The 21858-nt window shown below is 70.7% G+C and carries 21 protein-coding genes; 9 read left to right on the forward strand and 12 right to left on the reverse strand.

What is annotated here, in order from left to right:
• Positions 1-99: 99 nt before the first annotated feature.
• The 3 genes from ACIHIX_RS32435 to ACIHIX_RS32445 form a co-directional block, all read right to left on the reverse strand.
• Complete coding sequence (locus ACIHIX_RS32435) at positions 100-1116, reverse strand: sigma factor-like helix-turn-helix DNA-binding protein (RefSeq protein ID WP_399962445.1); 1017 nt, start codon at positions 1114-1116, stop codon at positions 100-102.
• A 370-nt stretch (positions 1117-1486) separates the two neighbouring features.
• Positions 1487-2665 (reverse strand): RNA polymerase sigma factor, encoded by a 1179-nt coding sequence (locus ACIHIX_RS32440; protein WP_399962447.1) that lies wholly within the window; start codon positions 2663-2665, stop codon positions 1487-1489.
• On the reverse strand, positions 2662-3081 hold the full coding sequence (locus ACIHIX_RS32445) for a YciI family protein (RefSeq protein WP_329342903.1): 420 nt from the start codon (positions 3079-3081) through the stop codon (positions 2662-2664). Before ACIHIX_RS32445 ends, ACIHIX_RS32440 begins: the two co-directional genes overlap by 4 nt.
• A gap of 199 nt (positions 3082-3280) precedes the next feature.
• Here ACIHIX_RS32445 and ACIHIX_RS32450 point away from each other — a divergent pair, with 199 nt between their 5' ends.
• On the forward strand, positions 3281-3748 hold the full coding sequence (locus tag ACIHIX_RS32450; protein WP_399962449.1) for a MarR family winged helix-turn-helix transcriptional regulator: 468 nt from the start codon (positions 3281-3283) through the stop codon (positions 3746-3748).
• 280 nt (positions 3749-4028) lie between these two features.
• Entirely contained in the window at positions 4029-5234 is a 1206-nt protein-coding gene (hppD, locus tag ACIHIX_RS32455; protein ID WP_399962451.1) for a 4-hydroxyphenylpyruvate dioxygenase, read from the forward strand.
• A 64-nt stretch (positions 5235-5298) separates the two neighbouring features.
• Here the strand turns inward: hppD and ACIHIX_RS32460 are convergent, their stop codons facing one another.
• Entirely contained in the window at positions 5299-6423 is a 1125-nt protein-coding gene (locus ACIHIX_RS32460) for an NAD(P)-binding domain-containing protein (RefSeq protein WP_399962453.1), read from the reverse strand.
• On the reverse strand, positions 6416-6724 hold the full coding sequence (locus tag ACIHIX_RS32465; protein WP_399962455.1) for a GNAT family N-acetyltransferase: 309 nt from the start codon (positions 6722-6724) through the stop codon (positions 6416-6418). Before ACIHIX_RS32465 ends, ACIHIX_RS32460 begins: the two co-directional genes overlap by 8 nt.
• A 222-nt stretch (positions 6725-6946) precedes the next feature.
• On the opposite strand from ACIHIX_RS32465, the gene ACIHIX_RS32470 reads away from it, so the two are divergent.
• Entirely contained in the window at positions 6947-7963 is a 1017-nt protein-coding gene (locus ACIHIX_RS32470) for a LacI family DNA-binding transcriptional regulator (RefSeq protein WP_399962457.1), read from the forward strand.
• A gap of 70 nt (positions 7964-8033) precedes the next feature.
• Here ACIHIX_RS32470 and ACIHIX_RS32475 read toward each other — a convergent pair whose 3' ends face one another.
• Entirely contained in the window at positions 8034-9584 is a 1551-nt protein-coding gene (locus ACIHIX_RS32475; protein WP_399962459.1) for a glycoside hydrolase family 43 protein, read from the reverse strand.
• Positions 9585-9703: 119 nt separating this feature from the next.
• Here ACIHIX_RS32475 and ACIHIX_RS32480 point away from each other — a divergent pair, with 119 nt between their 5' ends.
• Positions 9704-11122, forward strand: coding sequence for a GH1 family beta-glucosidase (locus ACIHIX_RS32480; RefSeq protein ID WP_399962461.1), 1419 nt, complete (start codon positions 9704-9706; stop codon positions 11120-11122).
• 404 nt (positions 11123-11526) lie between these two features.
• Here the strand turns inward: ACIHIX_RS32480 and ACIHIX_RS32485 are convergent, their stop codons facing one another.
• The 4 genes from ACIHIX_RS32485 to ACIHIX_RS32500 all read right to left on the reverse strand — a co-directional run bounded on the left by ACIHIX_RS32485 (position 11527) and on the right by ACIHIX_RS32500 (position 16199).
• A complete protein-coding gene (locus tag ACIHIX_RS32485) occupies positions 11527-12330 on the reverse strand; it encodes a peptidoglycan-binding protein (RefSeq protein WP_399962463.1) in 804 nt (267 codons plus the stop codon).
• Between the two features lie 84 nt (positions 12331-12414).
• The gene (locus tag ACIHIX_RS32490) at positions 12415-13290 is read right to left on the reverse strand and encodes a geranyl diphosphate 2-C-methyltransferase (RefSeq protein ID WP_399962465.1); all 876 of its coding nucleotides are present in this window, start codon (positions 13288-13290) and stop codon (positions 12415-12417) included.
• A 15-nt stretch (positions 13291-13305) separates the two neighbouring features.
• Complete coding sequence (locus ACIHIX_RS32495; protein ID WP_399962467.1) at positions 13306-14769, reverse strand: family 2 encapsulin nanocompartment cargo protein terpene cyclase; 1464 nt, start codon at positions 14767-14769, stop codon at positions 13306-13308.
• A gap of 14 nt (positions 14770-14783) precedes the next feature.
• On the reverse strand, positions 14784-16199 hold the full coding sequence (locus tag ACIHIX_RS32500) for a family 2B encapsulin nanocompartment shell protein (protein ID WP_399962469.1): 1416 nt from the start codon (positions 16197-16199) through the stop codon (positions 14784-14786).
• Between the two features lie 322 nt (positions 16200-16521).
• Here ACIHIX_RS32500 and ACIHIX_RS32505 point away from each other — a divergent pair, with 322 nt between their 5' ends.
• Positions 16522-18435: an ABC transporter ATP-binding protein gene (locus ACIHIX_RS32505; protein ID WP_399962471.1), complete on the forward strand. Its 1914-nt coding sequence runs from the start codon at positions 16522-16524 to the stop codon at positions 18433-18435.
• Between the two features lie 162 nt (positions 18436-18597).
• Here the strand turns inward: ACIHIX_RS32505 and ACIHIX_RS32510 are convergent, their stop codons facing one another.
• A complete protein-coding gene (locus ACIHIX_RS32510; RefSeq protein ID WP_399962473.1) occupies positions 18598-19347 on the reverse strand; it encodes a M23 family metallopeptidase in 750 nt (249 codons plus the stop codon).
• Between the two features lie 202 nt (positions 19348-19549).
• Between ACIHIX_RS32510 and ACIHIX_RS32515 the strand changes: the two genes are divergently transcribed.
• Positions 19550-20629, forward strand: coding sequence for a bile acid:sodium symporter family protein (locus tag ACIHIX_RS32515; RefSeq protein ID WP_399962475.1), 1080 nt, complete (start codon positions 19550-19552; stop codon positions 20627-20629).
• A 34-nt stretch (positions 20630-20663) separates the two neighbouring features.
• Here the strand turns inward: ACIHIX_RS32515 and ACIHIX_RS32520 are convergent, their stop codons facing one another.
• Positions 20664-20948 carry a hypothetical protein gene (locus ACIHIX_RS32520; RefSeq protein ID WP_399962476.1) on the reverse strand — a complete coding sequence of 95 codons (285 nt, stop codon included), beginning with the start codon at positions 20946-20948 and terminating at the stop codon, positions 20664-20666.
• 161 nt (positions 20949-21109) lie between these two features.
• On the opposite strand from ACIHIX_RS32520, the gene rpmG reads away from it, so the two are divergent.
• The 3 genes from rpmG to ykgO are packed head-to-tail and all read left to right on the forward strand — an operon-like array spanning position 21110 to position 21743.
• Positions 21110-21274, forward strand: a complete 165-nt coding sequence (gene rpmG, locus ACIHIX_RS32525; protein ID WP_399962477.1) for a 50S ribosomal protein L33 — start codon at positions 21110-21112, stop codon at positions 21272-21274.
• 46 nt (positions 21275-21320) lie between these two features.
• Positions 21321-21581, forward strand: coding sequence for a type B 50S ribosomal protein L31 (locus ACIHIX_RS32530; protein ID WP_399962479.1), 261 nt, complete (start codon positions 21321-21323; stop codon positions 21579-21581).
• 39 nt (positions 21582-21620) lie between these two features.
• Complete coding sequence (ykgO, locus tag ACIHIX_RS32535) at positions 21621-21743, forward strand: type B 50S ribosomal protein L36 (protein ID WP_026084623.1); 123 nt, start codon at positions 21621-21623, stop codon at positions 21741-21743.
• Positions 21744-21858: the final 115 nt, after the last annotated feature.

The raw sequence follows: 21858 nt of genomic DNA on the forward strand, positions 1-21858 counted from the left end.
TGCGTACACGGATCAGCGGTCGTCACCTTCGGTCGCCGCTCGATGCTCCCCGAGGAGGGCGTCCAGACCCGGCAGAATCGATTCTCTCCACAGCGCCCATCACTGCCCAGCAGCCTCCTCCGGGCATCCTGCGGGAGTGAGGTGACGGGAGCGCGACGACACTTCCCGGGCGCATTCGTGCTGCCGCGCGCCCCTCTTGCCGCGCTCCGCCCGGCCGTCGGCCGTGCTGGGGCGGTCGACGGGTTCGTAGTGCCCCGGGGTCGTGGCGAGGGTGAAGGCGATCAAGGCGACCAGGGCCGCGGTCGCCAGGGCGACGGTGCGGGTGAGTGCGCGTGTACGCCGTTCACTGCCGGCGCGCACGGACCATGGCTGGGCCAGGGTCGCGGCCTGCGTCTGCTCAAGACGTCGCCGGATCCAGTCCTGAGGGGCGCTCGCGTCCTCGTCCCGCTCCTCGTGCTCACACCGGCCCTCCGGCCTCGGGGAATCCGGGCGGCCACGCGTCGGCCTCGACGTCCCGCCAGATGTGTCCCGAAGCCGGTCGTGCAGGGCGGCGCGGGCGTGCAGCAGCCGGTTCCGGGTGGCCGGGGTGCCGGCCTGCATCTCGGCGGCGACCTCACCGACGCTCAGACCCAGTCCGTCGCACAGCACGACGGCACGGCGATGCCGGGGGTGCAGCGCCAGCAGTGCCTGCCACACGGGATCGCCGGGTGGCGGATCCGGGCGGGCCACGAGCCACCGCAAGCGCTGCCACGGGGAGAGCGCGTACTCGTGCGCGCGCTCCCGCACCCAGCCCACCGGGTCGGCGTCGCACGCCACTTCGGGCCAGTGCTCCCACGCCTGGTGGAAGGCGAACTCGGTCGACTCGAAGGCCAGCCGGCGGCCTCCGGTGAGCAGGTACGTCTGCTGCACCAGCGACGGGGCGGCGTATACGTACAGTGCGTCGAAAGCGCTCTGCGCGGTCACCGCCGGCGCCACCGCCGAGGCGCGCCCGCCCGTGGACCGCCCTCCCACGGCGGGGGACACCTCGAACATGTCCAGCGCGTGCAGGATCAACCGGCGCGACCTGAGCGCCGTACTGACGCGCACGTCGACGGAACCGGGCGGGATGCCGTGCATACGGTGATTTCCTTTTCGCCATGAGTCGTTGAGAGGAGGGACTGCTCCTCAATGCCGACGCATCGCGTCACGTTCTCCCACTCCCCGTGCGTCACGGCTGCCCAACGTGCCGGTCGTGCACCAGGTCGCGCGCCGGGCCACTGGATCACACCCTGGGCCGAGCCTTAGAACTCCCGTGCAGACAGGCCGCCGACGTATGCGTATCGCGCTCTGGGCATACGGAGGGCCGTTCGCGCGTCTCCCGGCATTCTCGATACGAAGAACCGGCAACTGCCAGGTCGCCATTGCCGGTTGCGTGGAGAGCGGCTCTCGCGGCGCCTGCCGGCCACAGCGCCGGCAGGCGAAGTCCCAGGGCCTCGCCCGTCCGTCGTCACTCGTCGGCGCCATCCGCGTCATCGGCGGCTCGGCGACTCAGGTAGGTGTTGAGGCGGGCCGCCTGGCGGGTCAAGTGGTCGCGTTCGGCGAGGCTGGGGGCCTTGTGGGCCGCCTCGGCGTACAGCCGCGCCGCCGTGGTCAGGTCACCGTCGCGCTCGTGGAGGTAGGCCGCCACCGCGGTGTGACGCGGCAGTGCGGCGTCGAGCTCGGCGAGCGCGGCCAGGCCGGCGCGCGGACCGTCGGCCTGGCCGACGGCGACGGCCCGGTTGAGCCGGACCACGGGACTGTCGGTCACGCGGCTGAGTTCGTCGTACCACTCGACGATCTGCACCCAGTCCGTCTCCTCGGCGCGGGACGCGTCCGCGTGGAGGGCGGCGATGGCGGCCTGGGCCTGGAACTCGCCCAGCCGGTCACGGGCGAGAGCCGCCTGAAGGATCTCGACGCCCTCGGCGATCAGCGCGGTGTCCCACCGGCCGCGGTCCTGCTCGGCGAGCGGGACGAGGCTGCCGTCGGGAGCGGTCCTTGCGGCACGCCGGGCATGGTGCAGCAGCATGAGGGCGAGCAGCCCCGCCACCTCGGGATGGTCGATCGCGGCGGCGAGCTGCCGGGTGAGGCGGATGGCCTCGGCGGCGAGGTCGACGTCGCCGGAGTAGCCCTCGTTGAAGACGAGGTAGAGGACGCGCAGCACGGTGGCGACGTCACCGTGCTGGTCGAAGCGCACCCCGGACACCGTGCGCTTGGCCCGGCTGATGCGCTGCGCCATCGTCGCCTCGGGCACGAGACAGGCCTGGGCGATCTGGCGGGTGGTCAGTCCGCCGACCGCGCGCAGGGTGAGCGCGACGGCGGACGACGGGGTCAGCGACGGGTGGGCGCACAGGAAGTAGAGCTGGAGGGTGTCGTCCACGGCGGGCGCGGGCCCCGGCGCCGGTTCCTCCTCCACTCGATCCTCCCGCCGGCGCCGCGCGGTGTCGGCGCGGGTCGCGTCGAGGAACTTGCGCCAGGCCACGGTGACCAGCCAGCCCTTGGCGTCCCGCGGCGGATCGGCCGGCCAGACGCGCAGCGCCTCGATCAACGCTTCCTGTACGGCGTCCTCGGCCGCCGCGAAGTCGGCTCCGCGGCGGACGAGAACGGTGAGCACCCCCGGGGTGAGGCTGCGCAGCAGTGCGTCGTTCATCGATGCGGGCAGTCCGTGACGGCGGGGTTCTCGGCCAGGAACGGGCGCAGCTCCAGCCACTCGTGGATCGGCCTGCCGCCCGCTCCGGGAGCGGCCGACAGCTCCCCGGCCAGCTCGACCGCCCGCTCGTGACTGTCGACGTCGATGATCATCCAGCCCGCGATGAGGTCCTTGGTCTCGGCGAACGGTCCGTCGGTGACCGGCGGGCGCCCCTCACCGTCGTAGCGGACCCACTCGCCCTCGGGGGCCAGCGCCTGACCGCCGACGAACTCGCCGCTCTCCTCCAGCCGGGCCGCGAAGTCGTTCATGTACCGCACATGCGCCGTGATCTCCTCAGGTGTCCACTTCTCCATCGGCACGTCGTTGACCGCGGCCGGGGCGCCTCGGTAGTGCTTCAGCAGCAGGTACTTGGCCATCGTGGTTCTCCTCGGTACTGGTGCGGCCCATTGTGGTCGCGTTCACCCCGGGGACGGAGCCGGACGCGGCGTCTCGACATCGGCGGCCGACCTTTTTCGCGCGACCCGCACAACCCGAGCCCACCGAGCCCGGCGCCGATCATCGTGTCGCCTGTCCTCACGCATTGGGTGAGGTGTCAACCGCGTCTAGACTTCCGGTATGGCGGAGAACGTGCGGTGGCTGACGGCGGATGAGCAGCATGCCTGGCGGAGCTTCATCCGGTTGCACGAGAAACTCGGAGGCCGCCTCTCGCGCCTGCTCCAGGCGGAGTCGAACCTGTCGGCCGCCGACTTCGCCGTACTGGTCAATCTGACGGACGTGCCGGAGGGGCGGCAGCGCTATCAGGACCTGGCTCGGAGCCTGGAGTGGGAGAAGAGCCGGATGTCCCATCACATCGCGCGGATGGCCGGGCGCGGCCTGGTGGTGCGGGAGGAGTGCCTGGAGGATGCGCGCGGCGCCTTCGTCGTGATCACGGACCGTGGCCGCGAGGCGATCGCGGAGGCGGCTCCGCTCCACGTGGAGGCCGTACGAGCGCTGTTCCTCGACCATGTCACCCCCTCGGAGCTGCGCACGCTGGGGCAGGTCTCGGAACGGGTGGTCGAGAAGCTCGACGAGGACGCGCCCTGACGCCACGGCCGAGCCGCCTCTCGTCCTGACGAAAGAGGCGGGCACCTCCCCGTCGCGGGTGCGGAGCCGGGTCCCGTGTACGGGATTCGGCCCGCGACCGGCGTCGCTCAGCGGTGCCTGACGTCCAACCCTCCACTGGGCATTTTGTATAGAAGAAGCGGTCTCACGGAGGACAAACTGAGCAGCTTGAACAGCTCAGAATGTCACTCTTGTGCAGGGGAGGGGTGCCGGTGTGTTCTACCGCCACGGGTGGAGGCACGCACACCGAAAGGGATGACGTATGAGCATCGAGCAGACCCTCACGAGCCAGGAGCGACTGGCGGAGCTCGACCTTCAGCAGCTCAAGCAGCTGGTCGGGCTCGTGGAGTACGACGCCGAGGGGGACCCGTTCCCGGTGACCGGGTGGGACGCGGTGGTCTGGTCGGTGGGCAACGCGACGCAGGCCGCGCTGTATTTCCAGGTGGTCTTCGGTATGGAGCTGGTCGCCTACTCGGGTCCGGAGACGGGCAACCGTGACCATCACGCGTTCGTGCTGCGTTCCGGTGCGATCCGCTTCGTGCTCAAGGGCGGTGTCGACCCGGACAGCCCGCTGCTCGACCACCACCGCCGCCACGGCGACGGCGTGATCGACATCGCTCTTGAGGTGCCGGACGTCGACCGGTGCATCAAGCACGCCCGCGCGGAGGGTGCGACCGTGCTGGAGGAGCCGCACGACGTCACCGACGAGCACGGCACGGTGCGGATCGGGGCCATCGCCACCTACGGCGAGACCCGCCACACCCTGGTGGACCGTTCCCGCTACACCGGCCCCTACCTGCCCGGCTACGTCGCCCGCACCTCCGGCTACGTCAAGCCCGAGGACGAGCCCAAGCGTGTCTTCCAGGCGCTCGACCACGTCGTGGGCAACGTGGAACTGGGCAACATGGACGAGTGGGTCGACTTCTACAACCGGGTCATGGGCTTCACCAACATGGCCGAGTTCGTGGGCGATGACATCGCCACCGAGTACTCGGCGCTGATGAGCAAGGTCGTCGCCAGCGGCAACCACCGGGTGAAGTTCCCGCTGAACGAGCCGGCGGTCGGCAAGAAGCGTTCCCAGATCGACGAGTACCTCGACTTCTACCGCAGCCCCGGTGCCCAGCACCTCGCCCTGGCCACCAGCGACATCCTGCGGACCGTGGACATCCTGCGCTCCAAGGGCATCGAGTTCCTCGCCACCCCGGACAGCTACTACACCGACCCGGAGCTGCGCGCCCGGATCGGCGAGGTGCGTGTGCCGATCGAGGAGCTGGCCTCGCGCGGCATCCTCGTCGACCGTGACGAGGACGGCTATCTGTTGCAGATCTTCACCAAGCCGATCGGGGATCGGCCCACGGTGTTCTTCGAGTTCATCGAGCGCCACGGTTCGCTGGGCTTCGGCAAGGGCAACTTCCAGGCCCTGTTCGAGGCGATCGAGCGTGAGCAGGCGAAGCGCGGCAACTTCTAGGACCGCCTGAGCGGAGCCGTGATCGCATGGGTGCGATCACGGCCCTCGCGGAGTCGGTACGGCCTCATGTCCTGACCTGCTCGCCGGCGGGGGTCATCTCGGCGGCCTTCCACTGCCGCAGCAGAGTGTTGACGGCCTGGCGGCCCGCGCGGTTGGCGCCGACGGTGGACTGGGACGGCCCGAACCCGACGAGGTGGACGCGCGGTTCACCGGCCACCTGGGTGCCGCTCATGCTGATCCCACCGTGTTCGTTGCGCAGCCGCAGCGGGTCCAGGTGGGCCAGCGCCGCCTTGAAGCCGGTGGCCCACAGGATCGCGCCGAGCGGCGTGAAGGAACCGTCCGCCTCACGGACGCCGCCGGGTTCGATCGCCGTGAACATGGGGCGGCGCTCCAGGACCCCGCGCTCCTTCGCCGCCAGGGCATACGGGGTCCAGCCCAGCCCGGTGTAGGAGACGACGCTTCCGGTGGGCCTGCCCGCCTCCACGTCGGCGGTGACCCTGGCGATGATCTGGCGGCCCTCGACCTCGGGGTTGAACCCGCCCTCCAGGAAGACGGGTTCGCGCCGCGTGTACCAGTACGTGGTGGCCACCCGGGAGATCTCCTCCAGCTGCTGGAGTGCCGAGATGCCGCCGCCGACCACGGCCACCCCGAGGCCCGCGAACTGCTCGGCCGAGACGTAGTCGTGGGTGTGCAACTGGAGGCCGGCGAAGCTCTCCTGCCCGGGGTAATGGGGGCGGACGGGGTTGGTCCAGGTGCCGGTGGCGTTGATGACCGCCCGCGTGATCCAGGTCCCCGCGCCGGACTCCACGGCCAGCTCGCCGTCGGGGCGGTCGTCGAGCGGGCGTACGGTGCTCACCGTCACCGGTCGCAGGATCGGCAGATCGGTCGCCCGCTCGAAGGCGGCGAAGTAGCGCGGCACCGCCGTACGGCTGGGCTCTTCGGGCTCGATGGGCGGCTTCGGGAAGTCCGGCAGGTCGAAGATGCCGTTCACGGTGTTCATCCGCAGCGACTCCCAGCGGTGCCGCCACGCCCCGCCGGCCGCGGGTTCGGCGTCGAGCACCACGAAGGTCCGGTCGCCGGCCGGGTCGGTCAGGGCGCTGGTGAAGCCGCGCCGCTTGAGGTGGTAGCCGGCCGACAGCCCGGACTGTCCGCCACCGATGACCACGACGCTCGCGGTTCGCTCAGTCACTGACCCTGCTCCGGTTCTGGTACAGCAGGTCGGCGTACTCGGGGTGGCGGTCGATCCAGCCGGCGTAGAAGGGGCAGGTGGCGAGCACCCGCAGCCCCGCGGCGCGGGCCTCGTCGAGGGAGGCCCGGACGAGTGCGGAGCCGATCCCCCGGCCCTCGTACGCCGACGCCACCTCCGTGTGGACGAACGAGATCAGCTCCTCGGTCCGGATGTACTCCGAGAACCCGGCGACCTCTGATCCGCCGTCCACCCGGGCCTCGTAGCGGCGTGCCTCGGGTGCGTCGACGATCTTGACTGTCACGTGTTCTCCTAGCGGCCCGGCTGATCCGGCAGGGTGCGGGGGCTACCCTGAGGATTTGGTTGATGCATCTACAAAACTAGTCATTCGTGAGTGATGTGTCAACGAACACGGACACGTGCTCCGGCGCCCGGCCCGCGCGGTCGGCGGGCGGACGCGGCGCCTGTGACAGGATCGGTGACGGGCGCGAGGCCGTGCCGAGGGTGAGGGCAGAGGACGAGTGACATGAACCGGCCGCCAGGCATGATGGACGTCGCCCGGGAGGCCGGCGTCTCGCACATCACCGTCTCCCGTGTCATCAACGGACATCCGTCGGTACGGCCGGAGACCCGCACCCGGGTCGAGGCGGCGATCCAGAAGCTGGGCTACCGCCGCAACAGTGTCGCCAGGGCCCTCAAGAGCCGCCGTTCCTCCACGATCGGCGTGGTGATCGTCGGGTCGGACCTGTTCGAACTGCCCCGCATCCTCCTGGGCGTGGAGACCGCCGCCAAACAGACCGGCTACTGGGTGAGCCTGGCCAGCCGGCAGGGCGAGAGCACCACCGGTGACCTCATGGAGACGCTCCAGCGCCTCACCGACCAGTCGGTGGAGGCGATCGCGGTGGTCGCCGACCGGCCCGACGCCGTGGAGGCGCTGTCCCGCCTCTCGATCGGGGTGCCGGTCGCGGTGGTGATGTCCGGCAGCGTGCCCAACCCCGATCTCGGTTTCGTCGAGGTCGACCAGGAGCTCGGCGCCCGTCTGGCAGCCCGCCACCTCCTGGACCTCGGCCACCGCCACATCGCCCATCTCACGGGCGCGCTGCGCACCTTCGACGCCCGGGCCCGCGTCGACGGCTGGCAGGCCGAACTCGCCACGGCGGGAGCAGAAGGAGTCGTGCTGGAAGGCGACTTCAGCGCGGAGAGCGGATTCCGTCTCGCCCACGACCTCTGCGCGGCCGACACCCCCCTGCCCACCGCGGTCTTCGCCGGGAACGACCAGATGGCGATGGGCGCGCTGGCCGCATTCGCCGAGCGAGGCGTCAAGGTGCCGCAGGACGTGTCGGTCGTCGGCTTCGACGACATGAAGGGCGCCGGATACCTGGTGCCCGCCCTGACCACCGTCCGGCAGGACTTCACCCACCTCGGCAGCAGCGCCATCGAACTGCTGGTGGACATGCTGGGCGGCGAGCCGCCGCAGCGCCGCCGGCTCGCCCCGCACCTGGTCGTCCGACGCAGCACCGCCGTACCGCGCACTGACTCCTGAAGCACGCCGGCGCGTCGAAACCATCGCTGCCCCTGCCGTGCCTGTCCGAAGATCGCCGGCTCAAGAACCCCTACGGCTGATCCGACGCGCCGGGCGTGTACGTGAACCAGCGCACGAGCGCCTCGCCGGAGTCGCCGACGCCGTGGAGGCCGAGGTGGACGCCGACGAACCCGCCCGCCCGTTCCGTGCTGAAGAAGGGGCGTTCGATGCTGCCCAGGGTGATCCAGGTGCCCTCGTCCTCGACGCGGAAGGTGTAGCCGCACTCGTCGCTGTCGACCGCGAGGACGACCTCGATGTCCGAGACGGACGTCGCGGCGAGACGGGTGGTGACGCCCGCCTCGACGGCGGTGAGCACGACCTGCGGGGCTCCCGAGGCGTCGGCCGTCAGGGAGAGCGTGGCGTGCTGTCGCTGGTGCTGGAAGACGACCAGCCCCGCTGCCCGCGCGGGCGTGGCGGCGGCGCAACGGATCCGGGTGGCGGCGCGCAGGCGCACGTGCTGCTGGCGGCGCGCGACGAACGCGAGGGTACCGGTCGAGGTGAGGGGCTCGGGGGAGAGGCGGAGGGTCAGGCCGCCCTGGCCGGGACGCGGTGAGACATGCTCGTCGACGGGTCCGCGCAGGCTGGTCCAGTCCGGGCCGAGCGTCGGGCCGTCGAAGGTGTACCGCACCGGTGCGTCCGGCCGCGGGGCCGCTTCGATGCCCGCGGGGAGCCGCTCCGACAGCCGCACGCGTCCGGTGTCCGGTGCGAACACGGGTCCCCGGGGCGTCCATTCGGCCGGGACGAGGAACACCTCCCGGCCGAGGGTGTGCGTGCCCTCGATCGGCCGTACCGCCAGCGCCACGGCCCAGGTCTCCCCGGCGGGCGTGTCGACGAGGTCGACATGACCGACGTTGTGGATCGGCTCCGCCGCGCCGCGGTGGCGGTGGGTGAGCAGCGGGCTCCTCGGGTCGGTCGCATAGGGGCCGGTGACCGTGTCGGCGCGGGCGGCGGTCACGGCGTGGTGGTGCTCGGTGCCGCCCTCCGCGCCGATCAGCCAGTACACGCCGTCCCGCTTGTACACGTGCGGCGCCTCCACCCAGGCGCCGCGCATCGCGCCGTACCACAGCGCATGGGTCGGTCCGGTCAACGCCAGGGTGTCCAGGTCGAGTTCGCGCATGTACAGCTCACCGGGGCCGGTCACCGCGGGGTCGGCGGCGTCTCGGCAGGCGGTGAACCAGCAGCGGCCGTCATCGTCGAAGAAGAGCGACGGATCGATCCCCTCCGCGTCCAGGACGACCGGGTCGGACCAGGGCCCGGCGGGGTCGGAGGCGGTGAAGAGGTAGGTGGTGCTGCCCTGGCGGCCTCTCGCCAGGGCCACGACCACGTAGAACATGCCGTCGTGGTGGCGGATCGTCGCGGCCCACAGGCCGTCGGAGACGTCGAGGCCGGTCAACGACACCTGTGTCGGGCGGTCCACGACATGTCCGAGCGGCCGCCAGCTCACCAGGTCCCGGCTGTGCAGGACGGGCAGCCCGGGGAAGTACGCGAACGACGACGTGACGAGGTAGAAGTCCGCCCCGACCCGGCAGACCGAGGGGTCCGGGTGGCTGCCGGCGAGAACAGGGTTGGCGAAGGTCGGCACGGGCGCACTCCGGGGCAGGCGGGGTGGGAGCGGGATGCGTCCAGGGCATAGGCCCGGACGCCTTGTTAACGTTAACATCGGTGTGCTTCCCGGCCGATACCCAGCAGAGAGAAACCCGCATGCCGACAGCCCAGCCCCTGTCCTTCCCCGCGCACTTCCTCCTCGGCTCCGCGACCGCCGCCTACCAGATAGAGGGCGCCGCCGACGAGGACGGGCGCGGCCCCTCGATCTGGGACACCTTCTCCCACACCCCCGGCAAGACCTGGAACGGCGACACCGGCGACGTCGCCGCCGACCACTACCACCGCCTGGAGGCCGACCTCGACCTCATGGCCTCCCTGGGCCTGCGGGCCTACCGGTTCTCCCTCTCCTGGCCCCGCATCCAGCCCACCGGCCGGGGCCCGGCCAACCCCAAGGGCCTGGACTTCTACAGCCGTCTGGTCGACGGCCTGCTCGCCCGGGACATCACCCCGGTCGCGACCCTCTACCACTGGGACCTGCCCCAGGCCCTCGAGGACGAGGGCGGCTGGACGAACCGCGCGACCGCGTTCGCCTTCGCCGACTACGCGCGGATCGTCGGCGAGGCCCTCGGCGACCGGGTAGCGATCTGGACGACCCTCAACGAACCCTGGTGCTCCGCCTACCTCGGCTACGGCTCCGGCGCCCACGCGCCCGGCCGCACCGACGACGCCGCGGCACTGACCGCGGTCCACCACCTCAACCTCGCCCACGGTCTGGCCGTCGAGCAGCTCAGGGCGGTCACCACCAACGATCCGCAGTACTCGATCACCCTCAACTTCCATGTCCTGCGGGGGAAGGGCGAGGGCGCCGCCGAGGCCGTACGCCGTATCGACGCGCTGGCCAACCGTGCCTTCACCGAGCCCCTGCTGCGCGGCCACTACCCGAAGGACCTCATCGAGGACACCGCCGCCGTCACCGACTGGTCCTTCGTCGAGGAGGGCGACCTGGCCCGGATCCACCAGCCCCTGGACCTGCTGGGCGTCAACTACTACGCCACCACCACGGTCGGCCTCTGGGACGGCGGGACGCCCCGTCAGAACAACGACGGCCACAAGGACATGGGCGGCTCACCCTGGCCCGGCTCGCCCCAGGTCGAGTTCCACGCCACGGACGGGCCGCACACCGCCATGGGCTGGAACATCGACCCCGACGGCCTGGAGGAACTCCTCCTGGACCTGCACACCAGGTTCCCCGGCCAGCCCCTGGTCATCACCGAGAACGGAGCGGCCTTCGAGGACCGGGTCACGGTCGGCCCCGACGGCACCTACGCCGTCCACGACCCCGAGCGCGTCGACTACATCCGCCGCCACCTGACCGCGGCCGGGCGGGCCCTCGCCGCCGGAGTGGACCTGCGGGGGTACTTCGTGTGGTCGCTGATGGACAACTTCGAGTGGGGCTACGGCTACTCCAAGCGCTTCGGCATCGTCCACGTCGACTACGAGACCCAGCGCCGCACGCTCAAGGACAGCGCGCTGTGGTACCGGGACCTGGTGGTGAGGCACAACGCCGGCGACTGAGAGCCGACGACCAGGGCTGTCACCGCCGGCGCCTGACGGCCGCGTTGTTCGAGCGACGCGGCTTCCCGCGGACGGCGTACGAGAACCTCGACGAGGAGGAGCACATCCTGCACCCGGGGCCGGCCGCGTTGCCCGGTTCGCCGTGGCTGGACGACCACCAGTACCGCCGGCAGAACCCCTGGATCAAGGCGGGTGGGCGACCCGAGTACGAGGGAATCGTCGGTGCCGTCACCGGCTACGTCATCGACTGGGACGGGTTCCCGCCCACGGTCGGCGGACGCCTGCGGGGGCGGGCCCCGGTGCCCGAAGTCCTCCGCCTCGACGGCGACGTCCCGGACGAGGACGACTGCCTCTCACCCCGCCGGACGAGCTTGAGCCTCCCAGATGAGACGCCCGACGAGCCGTCAGAAGCGTGGTGCGTGCTCGACGTTGATCACATCGCCGCGCGGACCGTATGTCAGCACCGTGCCCTCCCACTGGCCGAAGTCCAGCCCGGAGCCGGCCGAACCCGGTGTGTAGAACTGGGTCGCGGTCGAGGCGCGGACGGACGTGTTGAGGAGCTGGGCCATGCGGGAGCAGAACACGTTGCCGTCCCCGCCGCCGGCGGCGATGAAGGCCGCGGAGCAGGAGAAGAGATCGACGCCGGCACGGAAGGAATCCCTCAGTACGCCCAGGGCGGGAAGGTTGGCGATGGCCAGGTTCTCTCGGCAGAACTGGACGAACGCGGGGGCCCCATGGGCCATGATCTTGAGCCGGACGGGGTCCGCGGTGTGCGCGGCGGTGTCCTTGGCGCTGTCCAGGAACCACTGGAGGGGCGTGTCGAAGTTGACCTCGATCACGGTGTCGCCCGCCGGGCGGTTGCCGAGCAGCCGCACATCCCGGTAGACGAGCCGATGGGCACGGACGGCACCGGGGCCCGCGACGGCCTCGTCCGGGAACTCGGCGGGCGAGGTGAAGAAGCCCTTGAGGGCCGTGAAGGTGACCTGACCGGGTTCGACCAGCCCGTCCTGGAAGCCGAGCCGGGTCTGCTGGAAGCCGCGGATCGCCCCGTTGGTCTTGGGGCCCACGAGGCCGTCCACCTGGAGCGGTGGGTTCGGACCGCCTGCTCCCGGGCCGACCTGGTTGAGGAGCATCTGGACGGTGAACACGTCGTCGCCCGCGTTCACCCCGCCTTCCCCCACGCTTCCGGAGAGCTCTCTGACGGCCATGGCACTCCTCCGTTGTGTCGCTGCGGCCGGACGTGGCGGCCCTCACCGGACCGCCACGCCTTTTTTGACCGGACGGGCCGCTGGTCAAACGCGGTCGGCCGCGATCAGCACGTACTGGAAGGAGCCGTCCCGGTACGACTCGATGAAGGCCTCCTCGATCCCGGTGACCAGTGAGGACGTGGCCCGCAGCTCCCAGTACGGCAGCGTGTCGGGGGTCAGGTCGATCACGGTCTGGGGCACGAGCCGGTTGTCGGCCATGGCCCGCAGATACTCACGACGGGAGTGGATGTTGCACTCGAAGTGGGCGTTGATCTGGGAGACCCACTTCGACGGCTGGCCGTAGCGGGGATTCCAGCAGCCCGTGATCGTCACGTACCGGCCGCCCACCTTCAGGAAGCGGGAGTGCTCGGCGAACAGGTCGTGCAGGTCGACGTACATGCTCGACTCGTTGTTCCACGAGGCGGTGACGCTGCCCTTCTCGAAGGGAGTGTCGAGCATGTTGCACACGCGTGAGCGCACATGGTCCTGGATCCGCAGGTCCCGGGCCCGTCCGTTGCCGAACTCGGCCTGGGTGGCGGACAGGGTGACGCCCTCTACCTTGCAGCCGAAGCGCTGATGGGCCATGACCATGGACCCGCCGCGCCCGCAGCCCGCGTCGACGAGCGTGTCGCCGGGTCCGACGGAACCGAGGTGGTTCAGGAGGAACTCGGCCTGGGCGGACTCGAGTCGGTGCAGCTCCGCGATCAGCTTCTTCTCGTACTCGCTGTGTTCCGGGTCGCCGAGCGCGTCGTGGTTGACGGCGCCGATGCCGTAGTGGTGGTGGTAGAGACCGTCCACGTCACCGAGGCGCAGGTTCACCGGCCTCGCCTCGTTGTTCCAGTACCGGGCGATGTCCCCCTGGTAGGGGGTCGCGGGGGCCGGGATCGTCGCGGAGACGGTGGGGGTGATTTCTGTGGTCACTAAGGTGTCCGTTCCTTACCAGAAGGCGGGCAGGCTGTAGCGGAAGGTGTTGGTGCGGTGCCAGTCGTGGTTGCCGTCGACCCACGCGGCCACGCCCTTGAGGAAGCGCACCACGGGGGGCAGGGGGCAGGCCGCGGCCAGGTCGGCCGCCGCCGCCTCGAAGGCGTGCATGAGCTCGTTGTGGACCTCGACCGCCTTGAGATAGGCGTCGCGCTCCGAGAGCTGCTCGCGTTCGGAGATCACCACGGGCAGGTTCAGATGTCTGCCGGGGCTGGCGAGTTCCTTGGTGTAGGAGTACAGGTCGTTGACGATGGTGGTCGCGTTGCCGGCCAGGGCGATGACCCGTTGCATCTCCGGCCGGGCGTGCAGGTCCGCTGGGAGCTCGTAGCCTCCGATGGTGTCGGTGATGGTGGGGCAGGGGCGGAAGTTGTTGAACTGGCGCATCGCCAGGTACTCCCACACCTCGGGGACATGATCGGTTTCGGCCCAGGCCGCCTCGGCCAGGTAGCCCAGGTGCAGCCGGGCCATGTCGTGGCGGTAGCGGTCGGTCTGGGAGGGCGACGCCATGCGCACGAAGTAGTCCATCGCGCTGCGGTAGGCGCGCCGCGGCGGGTCCGAGCCGAGCGACTCCTGCCACCCGGGCGCGTACTCGGGGGTCGTGTGGAGCGGGTCGAGCGCGGTGTGCGCGAGGAGGAGGCGTCCGCCGAGACCGACGGGTGAGCCGCCGTGGTCCTCGCAGTAGCAGTCGTCGACGGCGTTCTCCGCGACCATCAGCCGGGTGGCGATCATCAGGTGATCGACCGTCGGGGCGTCGGGGTGGCAGCCGACCATGTACCGCCCCACGGAGAAGCCGTCGAACTGGCCTTCCCACTCCTCCGGGTAGAGCTGGACCTCGTCCTGCGCCCAGCGTTTGATCCGGCGGCTCACCTCCTCGACTCGTTCCGGGTCGGGCTCCGGGACGGGGTGGTGGTACAGGCCCGGTACGGCCTGGCCTTCGGCGGGTGGCGCCGGGGTCGGGAGCGCGGCGACGGGCTCCGCGGGCAGGCGAAGCGAGGTGTGGGCCAGCGACAGTGAGGCGGTGCCCAGACCGGTGGGCCCGCCGAGGACCAGCCGCCGGAGGTCCGAGTCGGCCGCGGGCGCGGGAGGTGCGGCGGCCTCGACCGGAGCGGCCGGTGGAGACGGCGGTGTGTCGGTCGGCGACGAACCGGCCGCCAGGGACAGCGAGGCCGTGCCCAGTCCGGTCGGTCCGCCCAGGACCCGCTCGAACGCCGGTACGGGAGGTGTGGCGGACAGGGTGCCGGTGGTCGGCGGCGAGGGCGGCGTCGGAGCGAGCGGCGGGTGCGCCACCTCCGCGAGGCCGAAGGCGGCCGCGGTGATCGGAAGGTCGGGGACCGCCGGCGCGGGGACGTCCGGTACGGCGGTGCCCGGCCTCGACCGTTGGGCGGGCAGGGGTGGTACGGAGAACCCGGGATCGGACATCTTCGTTCTGCTCCTCAGTCGCGTCCGCGGGCGATCTGCACGTTCTCCATCACGCCGAGCGCGTCGGGCACGAGCACCGCGGCGGAGTAGTACGTGCTGACGAGATAGGACATGACGGCCTGCTCGTTGATGCCCATGAACCGCGCCGAGAGTCCCGGCTCGACCTCGTCCGGCAGCCCGGTCTGCCACAGGCCGATGACCCCTTGGTTCTTCTCGCCCGTGCGCATGGCGATGATGGAGCTGGTCTGCTCCTTGCTGATCGGGATCTTGTTGCAGGGCAGGATCGGGACGCCGCGCCAGGCGGGGACGGACTGTCCGCCGACGTCGACGTGGTCCGGGTAGAGCCCGCAGGCGTTGAAACCGCGTCCGATCGCGGCGATGGTCCTCGGATGGGCGAGGAAGAACTTGGTGCCGCGGCGACGACAGAGCAGATCGTCCATGTCGTCCGGGGTCGGCGGGCCCGAGTGGGTCTGGATGCGCTGCTTGAAGTCGGCGTTGTGCAGCAGCCCGAACTCGGGGTTGTTGACGAGCTCGTGCTCCTGGCGCTCGCGCAACGCCTCGATGGTCAGCCGGAGTTGTTCCTCCGTCTGGTTCATCGGCCCGTTGTAGAGGTCGGCTACCCGGGTGTGGATCCGCAGCACGGTCTGCGCGACGGAGAGTTCGTACTCCCGTGGCTTCATCTCGTAGTCGACGAAGGTGTGCGGCACGTCGATCTCGCCGACATGACCGGCCGACATGGCGATCTCGGCCTCGCCGTGCTTGTTCTGTCGACGTCGGGTGGCGGAGGTGAACTCGCTGACGTGGGCCTGAAGACCGGGCGCGGAGTCCTTCACCGCGGTGAAGTCGGCGCGGGAGAGGGTCAGCAGCGTGCCCGAGGTCTCGGCGGTGGCCGTGTACGCGTAGCGGGCCTCGGAGTCGAGGAGGGCGTCCTCACCGAAGCGGTCGCCGTCCGCGAGCACCGCGAGGGAGATCTCCCCGCCGTACTTGCCCTCCCCGGACTGGCTGACACGCCCGTGGGCGATCAGATGGATCCGGTCCGCCGGGCTGCCGCGCTCGACGATGACCTCGCCGGCGGCGAAGTCCCGCTGGGTGCAGCGCTCGGCGAGCGCGGTGAGGGCGTCCAGGTCCTCGAAGCCTCGCAGTACGGCCAGTTCACCCAGTTCGCGCGGGATCACACGGACGGTGGAACCCTCCTGCGTGAACTCGATGCGCCCGTCGCCGACGGTGTGCCGCAGCCGTCGGTTGACCCGGTAGGCGCCTCCCCTGGTCTCGACCCAGGGCAGCATCCGCAGCAACCAGCGGGAGGTGATCTCCTGCATCTGCGGGGCGGACTTGGTGGTGTGGGTGAGGTTGCGTGCGGCGGCGGTACTCAGGGACTGCTGCGGAACTGTTGGTGCGGCCTGGGTTTCCGGGCTGCTGTCCACGGTCATCGCGGGGGGCTACTCCTTCTTGGCGGGCGTCGGTGATCCATCCACTCGCAGGACCGTAATCGCCGGTCGAGCCGCCTTGCCCGGAGAACCCGGACGCTTCCTTCGAAGCAGTGACAATCATGCGAATGCGGTTTATCGGACCGTTGAGCGACATCACGCCACCCGCCGCGCATGATCAAGCCATCGGGAGAGGCCCGTGTCCTTGGGGTGAATCGACGGCAGCCGTCCCCTGGTGTCCGGTTCTCGCCACTGCGCGGTAAATGCCTGGACTGAAGACCGCAGATGACGGGACACTTCCGACTTCCAAACCTCCGGGAGTGTGATGGGGACAACAGACACGCGAGCACCGGCGCCGGGCAGGAGCGCGGTCGTTCTGGCACTGCGCCGCTACGGCCGGGAACTGCTGAGACTTCGACGACTGGCCCTGCCCGCGCTGCTGCTGCCGGCCCTGGGCAACATCGGCACCCGTTATGTTGCGCCCCTGCTGATCGCCAAACTGGCGGGACAGGCCGTCGACGGCGGTCTCAGCCTCGGCGCGGCGCTGCCGTACGTGCTGGGCTTCGGCGTGACGCTGCTGCTCGCCGAGGCCGTGTGGCGGGTCGGACAGCACTGTCTGAACCGCGTGGACGCCCTTGGCATGGAGCATCTGTACGTGAGCGGCATGGACGAACTCCTCGCCAAGGACGCGGCGTTCTTCCACGACAACTTCGCCGGGTCCCTGACCAAAAGGATGCTCAGCTACGGCAAGCGCTTCGAGGACTTCGTCGACACGATGACGTACCGGATCGTGGGCAGCCTCGTCCCCCTCCTGTTCGGCGCCGTGGTGCTGTGGAGCTACGAACCGATGCTCGTCGTCGGCCTCTTGGCGATGATCGCGCTGACCGTGGCGGCCGCGACACCGCTGATCCGGCGCAGACAACGGCTCGTCAACGACCGCGAGGCGGCGCTCGCGCGGGTCTCCGGCCATGTCTCCGACAGCCTCATGAACATGGAGACCATCCGGGCGTTCGCGGCCGAACGCCGGGAGGCCGACGAGCACCGCAGCCGGGTCGCGGACTCCCGGCGCCTGACGCTGAGGTCGTGGGACTACGGCAATCTGCGCGTCGACACCCTCATCGCCCCGATGTCCGTGCTGACCAACGTACTCGGCCTGCTCCTCGCCATCGCCCTCGGCGGCCCGGCCCAGGGGGTGGAGCAGATCGTCGTCGCCTTCACGTACTACTCCAACGCGACCCAGATCATGTTCGAGTTCAACCAGATCTACCGACGGCTGGAAAGCTCGATGACCGAGGCCGCGCAGTTCACCGAGCTGATGCTCGATCCGCCCACGGTGCTCGACCCGACGGAACCCGAACCGCTCGCATCGCGCGACAGCGGCGTCCGGTTCGAGACGGTGACCTTCGCCCACGCCGGCGCGAAGCCGATCTTCGAGGGTCTCGACCTGGATGTGCCCGCGGGCGCCCGGATCGGTCTGGTCGGCAGGTCCGGTGGCGGCAAGACCACCCTCACCCGGCTCCTGCTGCGGATGTCGGACATCGACGGCGGACGCATCCTGATCGGCGGGCAGGACATCGCCCGGCTGCGCCAGAGCGACCTCCGCTCACTGATCGCGTACGTCCCGCAGGAACCCGCCATGTTCCACCGCAGCCTGCGGGACAACATCGCCTTCGCCCGGCCCGGCGCCACCGACGGCGAGATCCGCGCCGCGGCCGAGGCCGCGCACGTCACGGAGTTCGCCGACCAACTCCCCGACGGTTTCGCGACCTTGGTGGGGGAGCGCGGAGTGAAACTCTCGGGCGGCCAGCGCCAGCGCGTCGCCCTCGCCCGGGCCATCCTGCGCGATGCCCCCGTCCTGCTGCTCGACGAGGCGACCAGCGCACTGGACTCGGAGAGCGAGATCCTCGTCCAGGACGCCCTGTGGCGGTTGATGGAGGGACGCACCGCCCTCGTGGTCGCCCACCGTCTGAGCACCGTCGCCGGCATGGACCGCCTTGTCGTCCTCGACCGGGGAAGCGTCGTCGAACAGGGCTCCCACAACGAACTGCTCACGGCGAACGGTGCCTACGCCAAGCTGTGGCAGCACCAGTCGGGCGGCTTCCTCGGCGAGAGCGCGGAGTCCGACCCCGAGGACCCGGCCCCCGGAGGGAGCCTCGGCGGCATGCCGGGACAGCCCGGCCGGGCGCCGGCCGAGGACGGCAGAACGCCGACGCACGCTCGTACGAGCACGGGGTCCTGACCGCTGGTCTCGGCCCGGCGCGGGCCGCGCCCGTTCCGGCCGGGTGCGGTCCGCGCCGAGCCGGGCCAGAAGGCCCTGGGGCACCGGCCTCGACCACCTGCTCACCGCGGGGGACCCTCCTACGAGGGACGCGTCGGCGCGCTTGACACCGAGGTCCGCCCCTCAGGTGATCCGGATCCCGCGCCCCGCCATGTACCGCACGGGGTCGATGTCCGTGCCGTAGTGGCGGCGGGCGCGTACCTCGAAGTGGAGGTGGGGACCCGTCGCGCGCCCCGTGGCGCCGGTGAGACCGATGCGCTGGCCGGGGGTGACGCGCTGGCCCTCGCGCACCTGGATGCGGGAGAGGTGGGCGTACAGGGCGTAACTGCCGTCCGGCAGCCGCATGGTGACGGCCTTGCCGTACGTCCCGGAGCGGCGGGCGAGGACGACGACGCCGGAACCCACGGCGTAGGCGGGTGTGCCGAGGGGAGCGGCGAGGTCGATGCCGGTGTGGTGGCCGGCGAGCCAGGGACCGCGGAGGCGGTAGCGGGCGGTGACCTTGTAACTGCGGCGCAGGGGCCGGGCCCAGCGGGGTCGGGACAGTGCGTCGGTCTCGGCGAGGTCGCGGTCCTCCTGGCGTTGGTCCGGGCCCGGTTCGAGGACTTCGGCGAGCGCGGCCTCGTAGTCCCAGTCGACGAACTCCGCACAGGCGCCGTCTGTTTCCTGGCCGGTCTCGGGGGCGAGCACCTCCTCGGAGTCGAGTACGTCCCCGCGGACGGGAGGTGCGTCGGGAGCGGGCGGCTCGTCGGGTATTCGGCCGGCGATCGTGCCGCCGGCGAGCAGTGCCGCCGTCAGGCCGAGGGCCCGGCGACGGGTCGTACCGGATTCGTGGTCCATGTCCACGAGCACATCGCCGTGACGCGCGGCTCGCATGATTCCGTACGCCGATCGGGCAGGAGTGAGGCGACCGCAGTAGCGTGCGTCCCTCGATCGGGTGGACCGGACGGCGTGAGTGTTGACGTCGTTCACCTCTGAAGCCGGTTGCGCCGGTGCGACCACCGGCACGGCGCCCGACGCACCGCCGCAGACCTCCCCGCGAGTGAGGTGACACTGAGCGACCCATAGACTCTGCTGCGTGAAGTTCGTGCAGCGCAGGCTGCTGTGGCTGATGCTCCTCTGCTACCTGACGGCCGGCGTGTTCCCGGTGCCCGGGGAGTGGGCGCGTGGACTGAGGCTGCCGATCTCCGTGGGGGGCGAGGCGCTGACGGTGTCGATGGTGCTGTTGGCGGTGATGCTGTTCAACGCCGGGCTGGGGGTGCGGGTCGCCGATCTGCGGGGTGTGATGGCACGGCCGGTTCGGCTGATGCTCGGCGTCGCGGCCAATGCTCTGCTGCCCCTGCTGGTGGTCCCGGTCGTCGCGGTCGGCCTGCGGGCCTGGCCCGATGCGGCGGAGGCGGAGGGCCTGGTGGTCGGGCTGATGCTGGTGCTGGCGATGCCGATCGCGGGCGGTGCCGCTTCCTGGGGGCAGAACGCGGGCGCCAACGTCCCCCTGGCCGTGGCCATGGTGATCGGCTCCACGCTGCTCAGCCCGCTCACCATCCCGCTGGGGATGCGGGTGACCGGCCTTCTGGTCGGTCCCGACGGTGCCGGTGCCCTGGACGACACGAGCACGGTCGACTTCATCGCACGGACCGGGGCCGGGTTCTTCGCCCTGGTGTCGGTGGTGCTGCCGTGCCTCGTCGGCATCGCCGTACGGGCCGCGCTCGGCGAGGACCGTGCGCGCCGTGTCCTGCCGGCGGTCAAAGCCGCCAATGTGCTGAACATCCTGCTGCTCTGCTACCTCAACGCGGCCGGCGCCCTCGGGCAGGCCCTCGCGCACCCTGACCCGGACCTGCTGGTGCTCGCCCTCGGGCTGTCCGGCGCGGTGTGCTGCCTGGCCTTCGCCTGCGGCCGCTGGATGTCCCGCTGGACGGGCAGCGACCGGCCCGACCGGATCTCCCTCACCTTCGCGACCGGCATGAACAACAGCAGCGCCGCGGCCGTGCTGGCCGCCGGCTGGTTCTCCCACCGCCCCGAGGTGCTGCTGCCGATCCTCTCCTACAGCCTGCTGCAGAAGGTCGTCGCGGGGGCGGCGGGGAAGCCGCCCGGCCCCAAGGGGAGGTTCTCCATCGGCGGGCCGGGCGCCCGGTCGCGCCGCGCAGCGCATCAGCACTGAGCGACGTACGAGACATCTGACGGACGTTTTCGGGTCAGGGGGTGTCGGCGCCGGCCTCGGCGGGTTCGGCTCCGGCCTCCCGGGCCATGGTCAGGAACCGGTGGATGGCCTCGATGGGCATGTCCAGCCCTTCGGAGGCGGACTGCTCGTCACCGAAGACGCGTACGGCCTCGGTGACGGCGACGGCCAGCTCGGACTCTGCCTTGTGGACCTTGATCTCCGCCTTGTCCACGATGTCGACCGCCAGCAGTTGGCGGCGCTGCTTCTCCTGCAGCCGCTGCTTGCGGGAAGGAGCCTTCTCGGGGGTCTGCACTGTCATGACCAAGATCATAGTGAGTCGCGGAGCGGCCATGGCCCGGGAGCGCGAGGCTCCGTCCGGGGTGCCGGTCCACCCGGGAATGCACGGGACGGGAGCCGTGTTACACACACCGAATGACATGACCGGGTCAATTGGCTCGGTGATGGTGGAAGGAGTACCTCATGGCACGCAGCACCACGCGGCCCGTGGTCAAGCTCAGGTCGACAGCCGGTACCGGGGTGACCTATGTGACCCGCAAGAGCCGTCTGAACGACCCCGACCGGCTCGTCCTGCGCAAGTACGACCCGGTGGCCGGCCGGCACCTGCTGTTCCGCGAAGAACGATGACCACCGCCCCGGCCGACGGCCGGGGCACACGAAGGAGGCACCACCCATGAGGACCGGCATCCACCCGAACTCCCGCCCGGTCGTCTTCCGCGACCGCGCGGCAGGGTTCCGCATGCTCACCCGCTCCACCCTCGACGCCCAGGACACGGTCGAGTGGGAGGACGGCGTCACCTACCCGGTGGTCGACGTGGACGTCTCGTCCGCGAGCCACCCGTTCTACACCGGCACCTCGCGGATCGTGGACACCGCGGGCCGGGTGGAGCGTTTCGAGCGGCGCTACGGCCGTACCGCCGCCGCCCGCCCCTGACGGCGACCTCGCCGTCCCCTCTCCCGGAAGGAGACCGCTGTGAAGGTGCGCAAGTCCCTGCGCTCGCTGAAGGCCCGGCCCGGAGCGCAGGTGGTCCGCCGGCGCGGCGTGACCTTCGTGATCAACAAGAAGGACCCCCGCTTCAAGGCCCGCCAGGGCTGACGCCGTCCCGTCAAGCCATGGCGACACGGCGGCCCGGCACCGTACTCCGGTGCCGGGCCGCATCATCGGATGCCTCCGCTCGTCCGGAGTCGGAGGGCCGGCCGCTGGATCGGTG

Source organism: Streptomyces sp. NPDC051913 (genome assembly GCF_044593635.1).
GTDB lineage: Bacteria > Actinomycetota > Actinomycetes > Streptomycetales > Streptomycetaceae > Streptomyces.

Bases quoted from the DNA above. Each gene is read 5' to 3' on its own strand.
- ACIHIX_RS32510 (WP_399962473.1), bottom strand. From the start codon at position 19,347: ATGCGAGCCGCGCGTCACGGCGATGTGCTCGTGGACATGGACCACGAA.
- ACIHIX_RS32500 (WP_399962469.1), bottom strand. From the start codon at position 16,199: ATGACCGTGGACAGCAGCCCGGAAACCCAGGCCGCACCAACAGTTCCG.
- ACIHIX_RS32450 (WP_399962449.1), top strand. From the start codon at position 3,281: ATGGCGGAGAACGTGCGGTGGCTGACGGCGGATGAGCAGCATGCCTGG.
- ACIHIX_RS32480 (WP_399962461.1), top strand. From the start codon at position 9,704: ATGCCGACAGCCCAGCCCCTGTCCTTCCCCGCGCACTTCCTCCTCGGC.
- ACIHIX_RS32485 (WP_399962463.1), bottom strand. From the start codon at position 12,330: ATGGCCGTCAGAGAGCTCTCCGGAAGCGTGGGGGAAGGCGGGGTGAAC.
- ACIHIX_RS32435 (WP_399962445.1), bottom strand. From the start codon at position 1,116: ATGCACGGCATCCCGCCCGGTTCCGTCGACGTGCGCGTCAGTACGGCG.
- ACIHIX_RS32520 (WP_399962476.1), bottom strand. From the start codon at position 20,948: ATGACAGTGCAGACCCCCGAGAAGGCTCCTTCCCGCAAGCAGCGGCTG.
- rpmG (WP_399962477.1), top strand. From the start codon at position 21,110: ATGGCACGCAGCACCACGCGGCCCGTGGTCAAGCTCAGGTCGACAGCC.
- hppD (WP_399962451.1), top strand. From the start codon at position 4,029: ATGAGCATCGAGCAGACCCTCACGAGCCAGGAGCGACTGGCGGAGCTC.
- ACIHIX_RS32530 (WP_399962479.1), top strand. From the start codon at position 21,321: ATGAGGACCGGCATCCACCCGAACTCCCGCCCGGTCGTCTTCCGCGAC.
- ACIHIX_RS32495 (WP_399962467.1), bottom strand. From the start codon at position 14,769: ATGTCCGATCCCGGGTTCTCCGTACCACCCCTGCCCGCCCAACGGTCG.
- ACIHIX_RS32445 (WP_329342903.1), bottom strand. From the start codon at position 3,081: ATGGCCAAGTACCTGCTGCTGAAGCACTACCGAGGCGCCCCGGCCGCG.
- ACIHIX_RS32470 (WP_399962457.1), top strand. From the start codon at position 6,947: ATGAACCGGCCGCCAGGCATGATGGACGTCGCCCGGGAGGCCGGCGTC.
- ACIHIX_RS32440 (WP_399962447.1), bottom strand. From the start codon at position 2,665: ATGAACGACGCACTGCTGCGCAGCCTCACCCCGGGGGTGCTCACCGTT.
- ACIHIX_RS32505 (WP_399962471.1), top strand. From the start codon at position 16,522: ATGGGGACAACAGACACGCGAGCACCGGCGCCGGGCAGGAGCGCGGTC.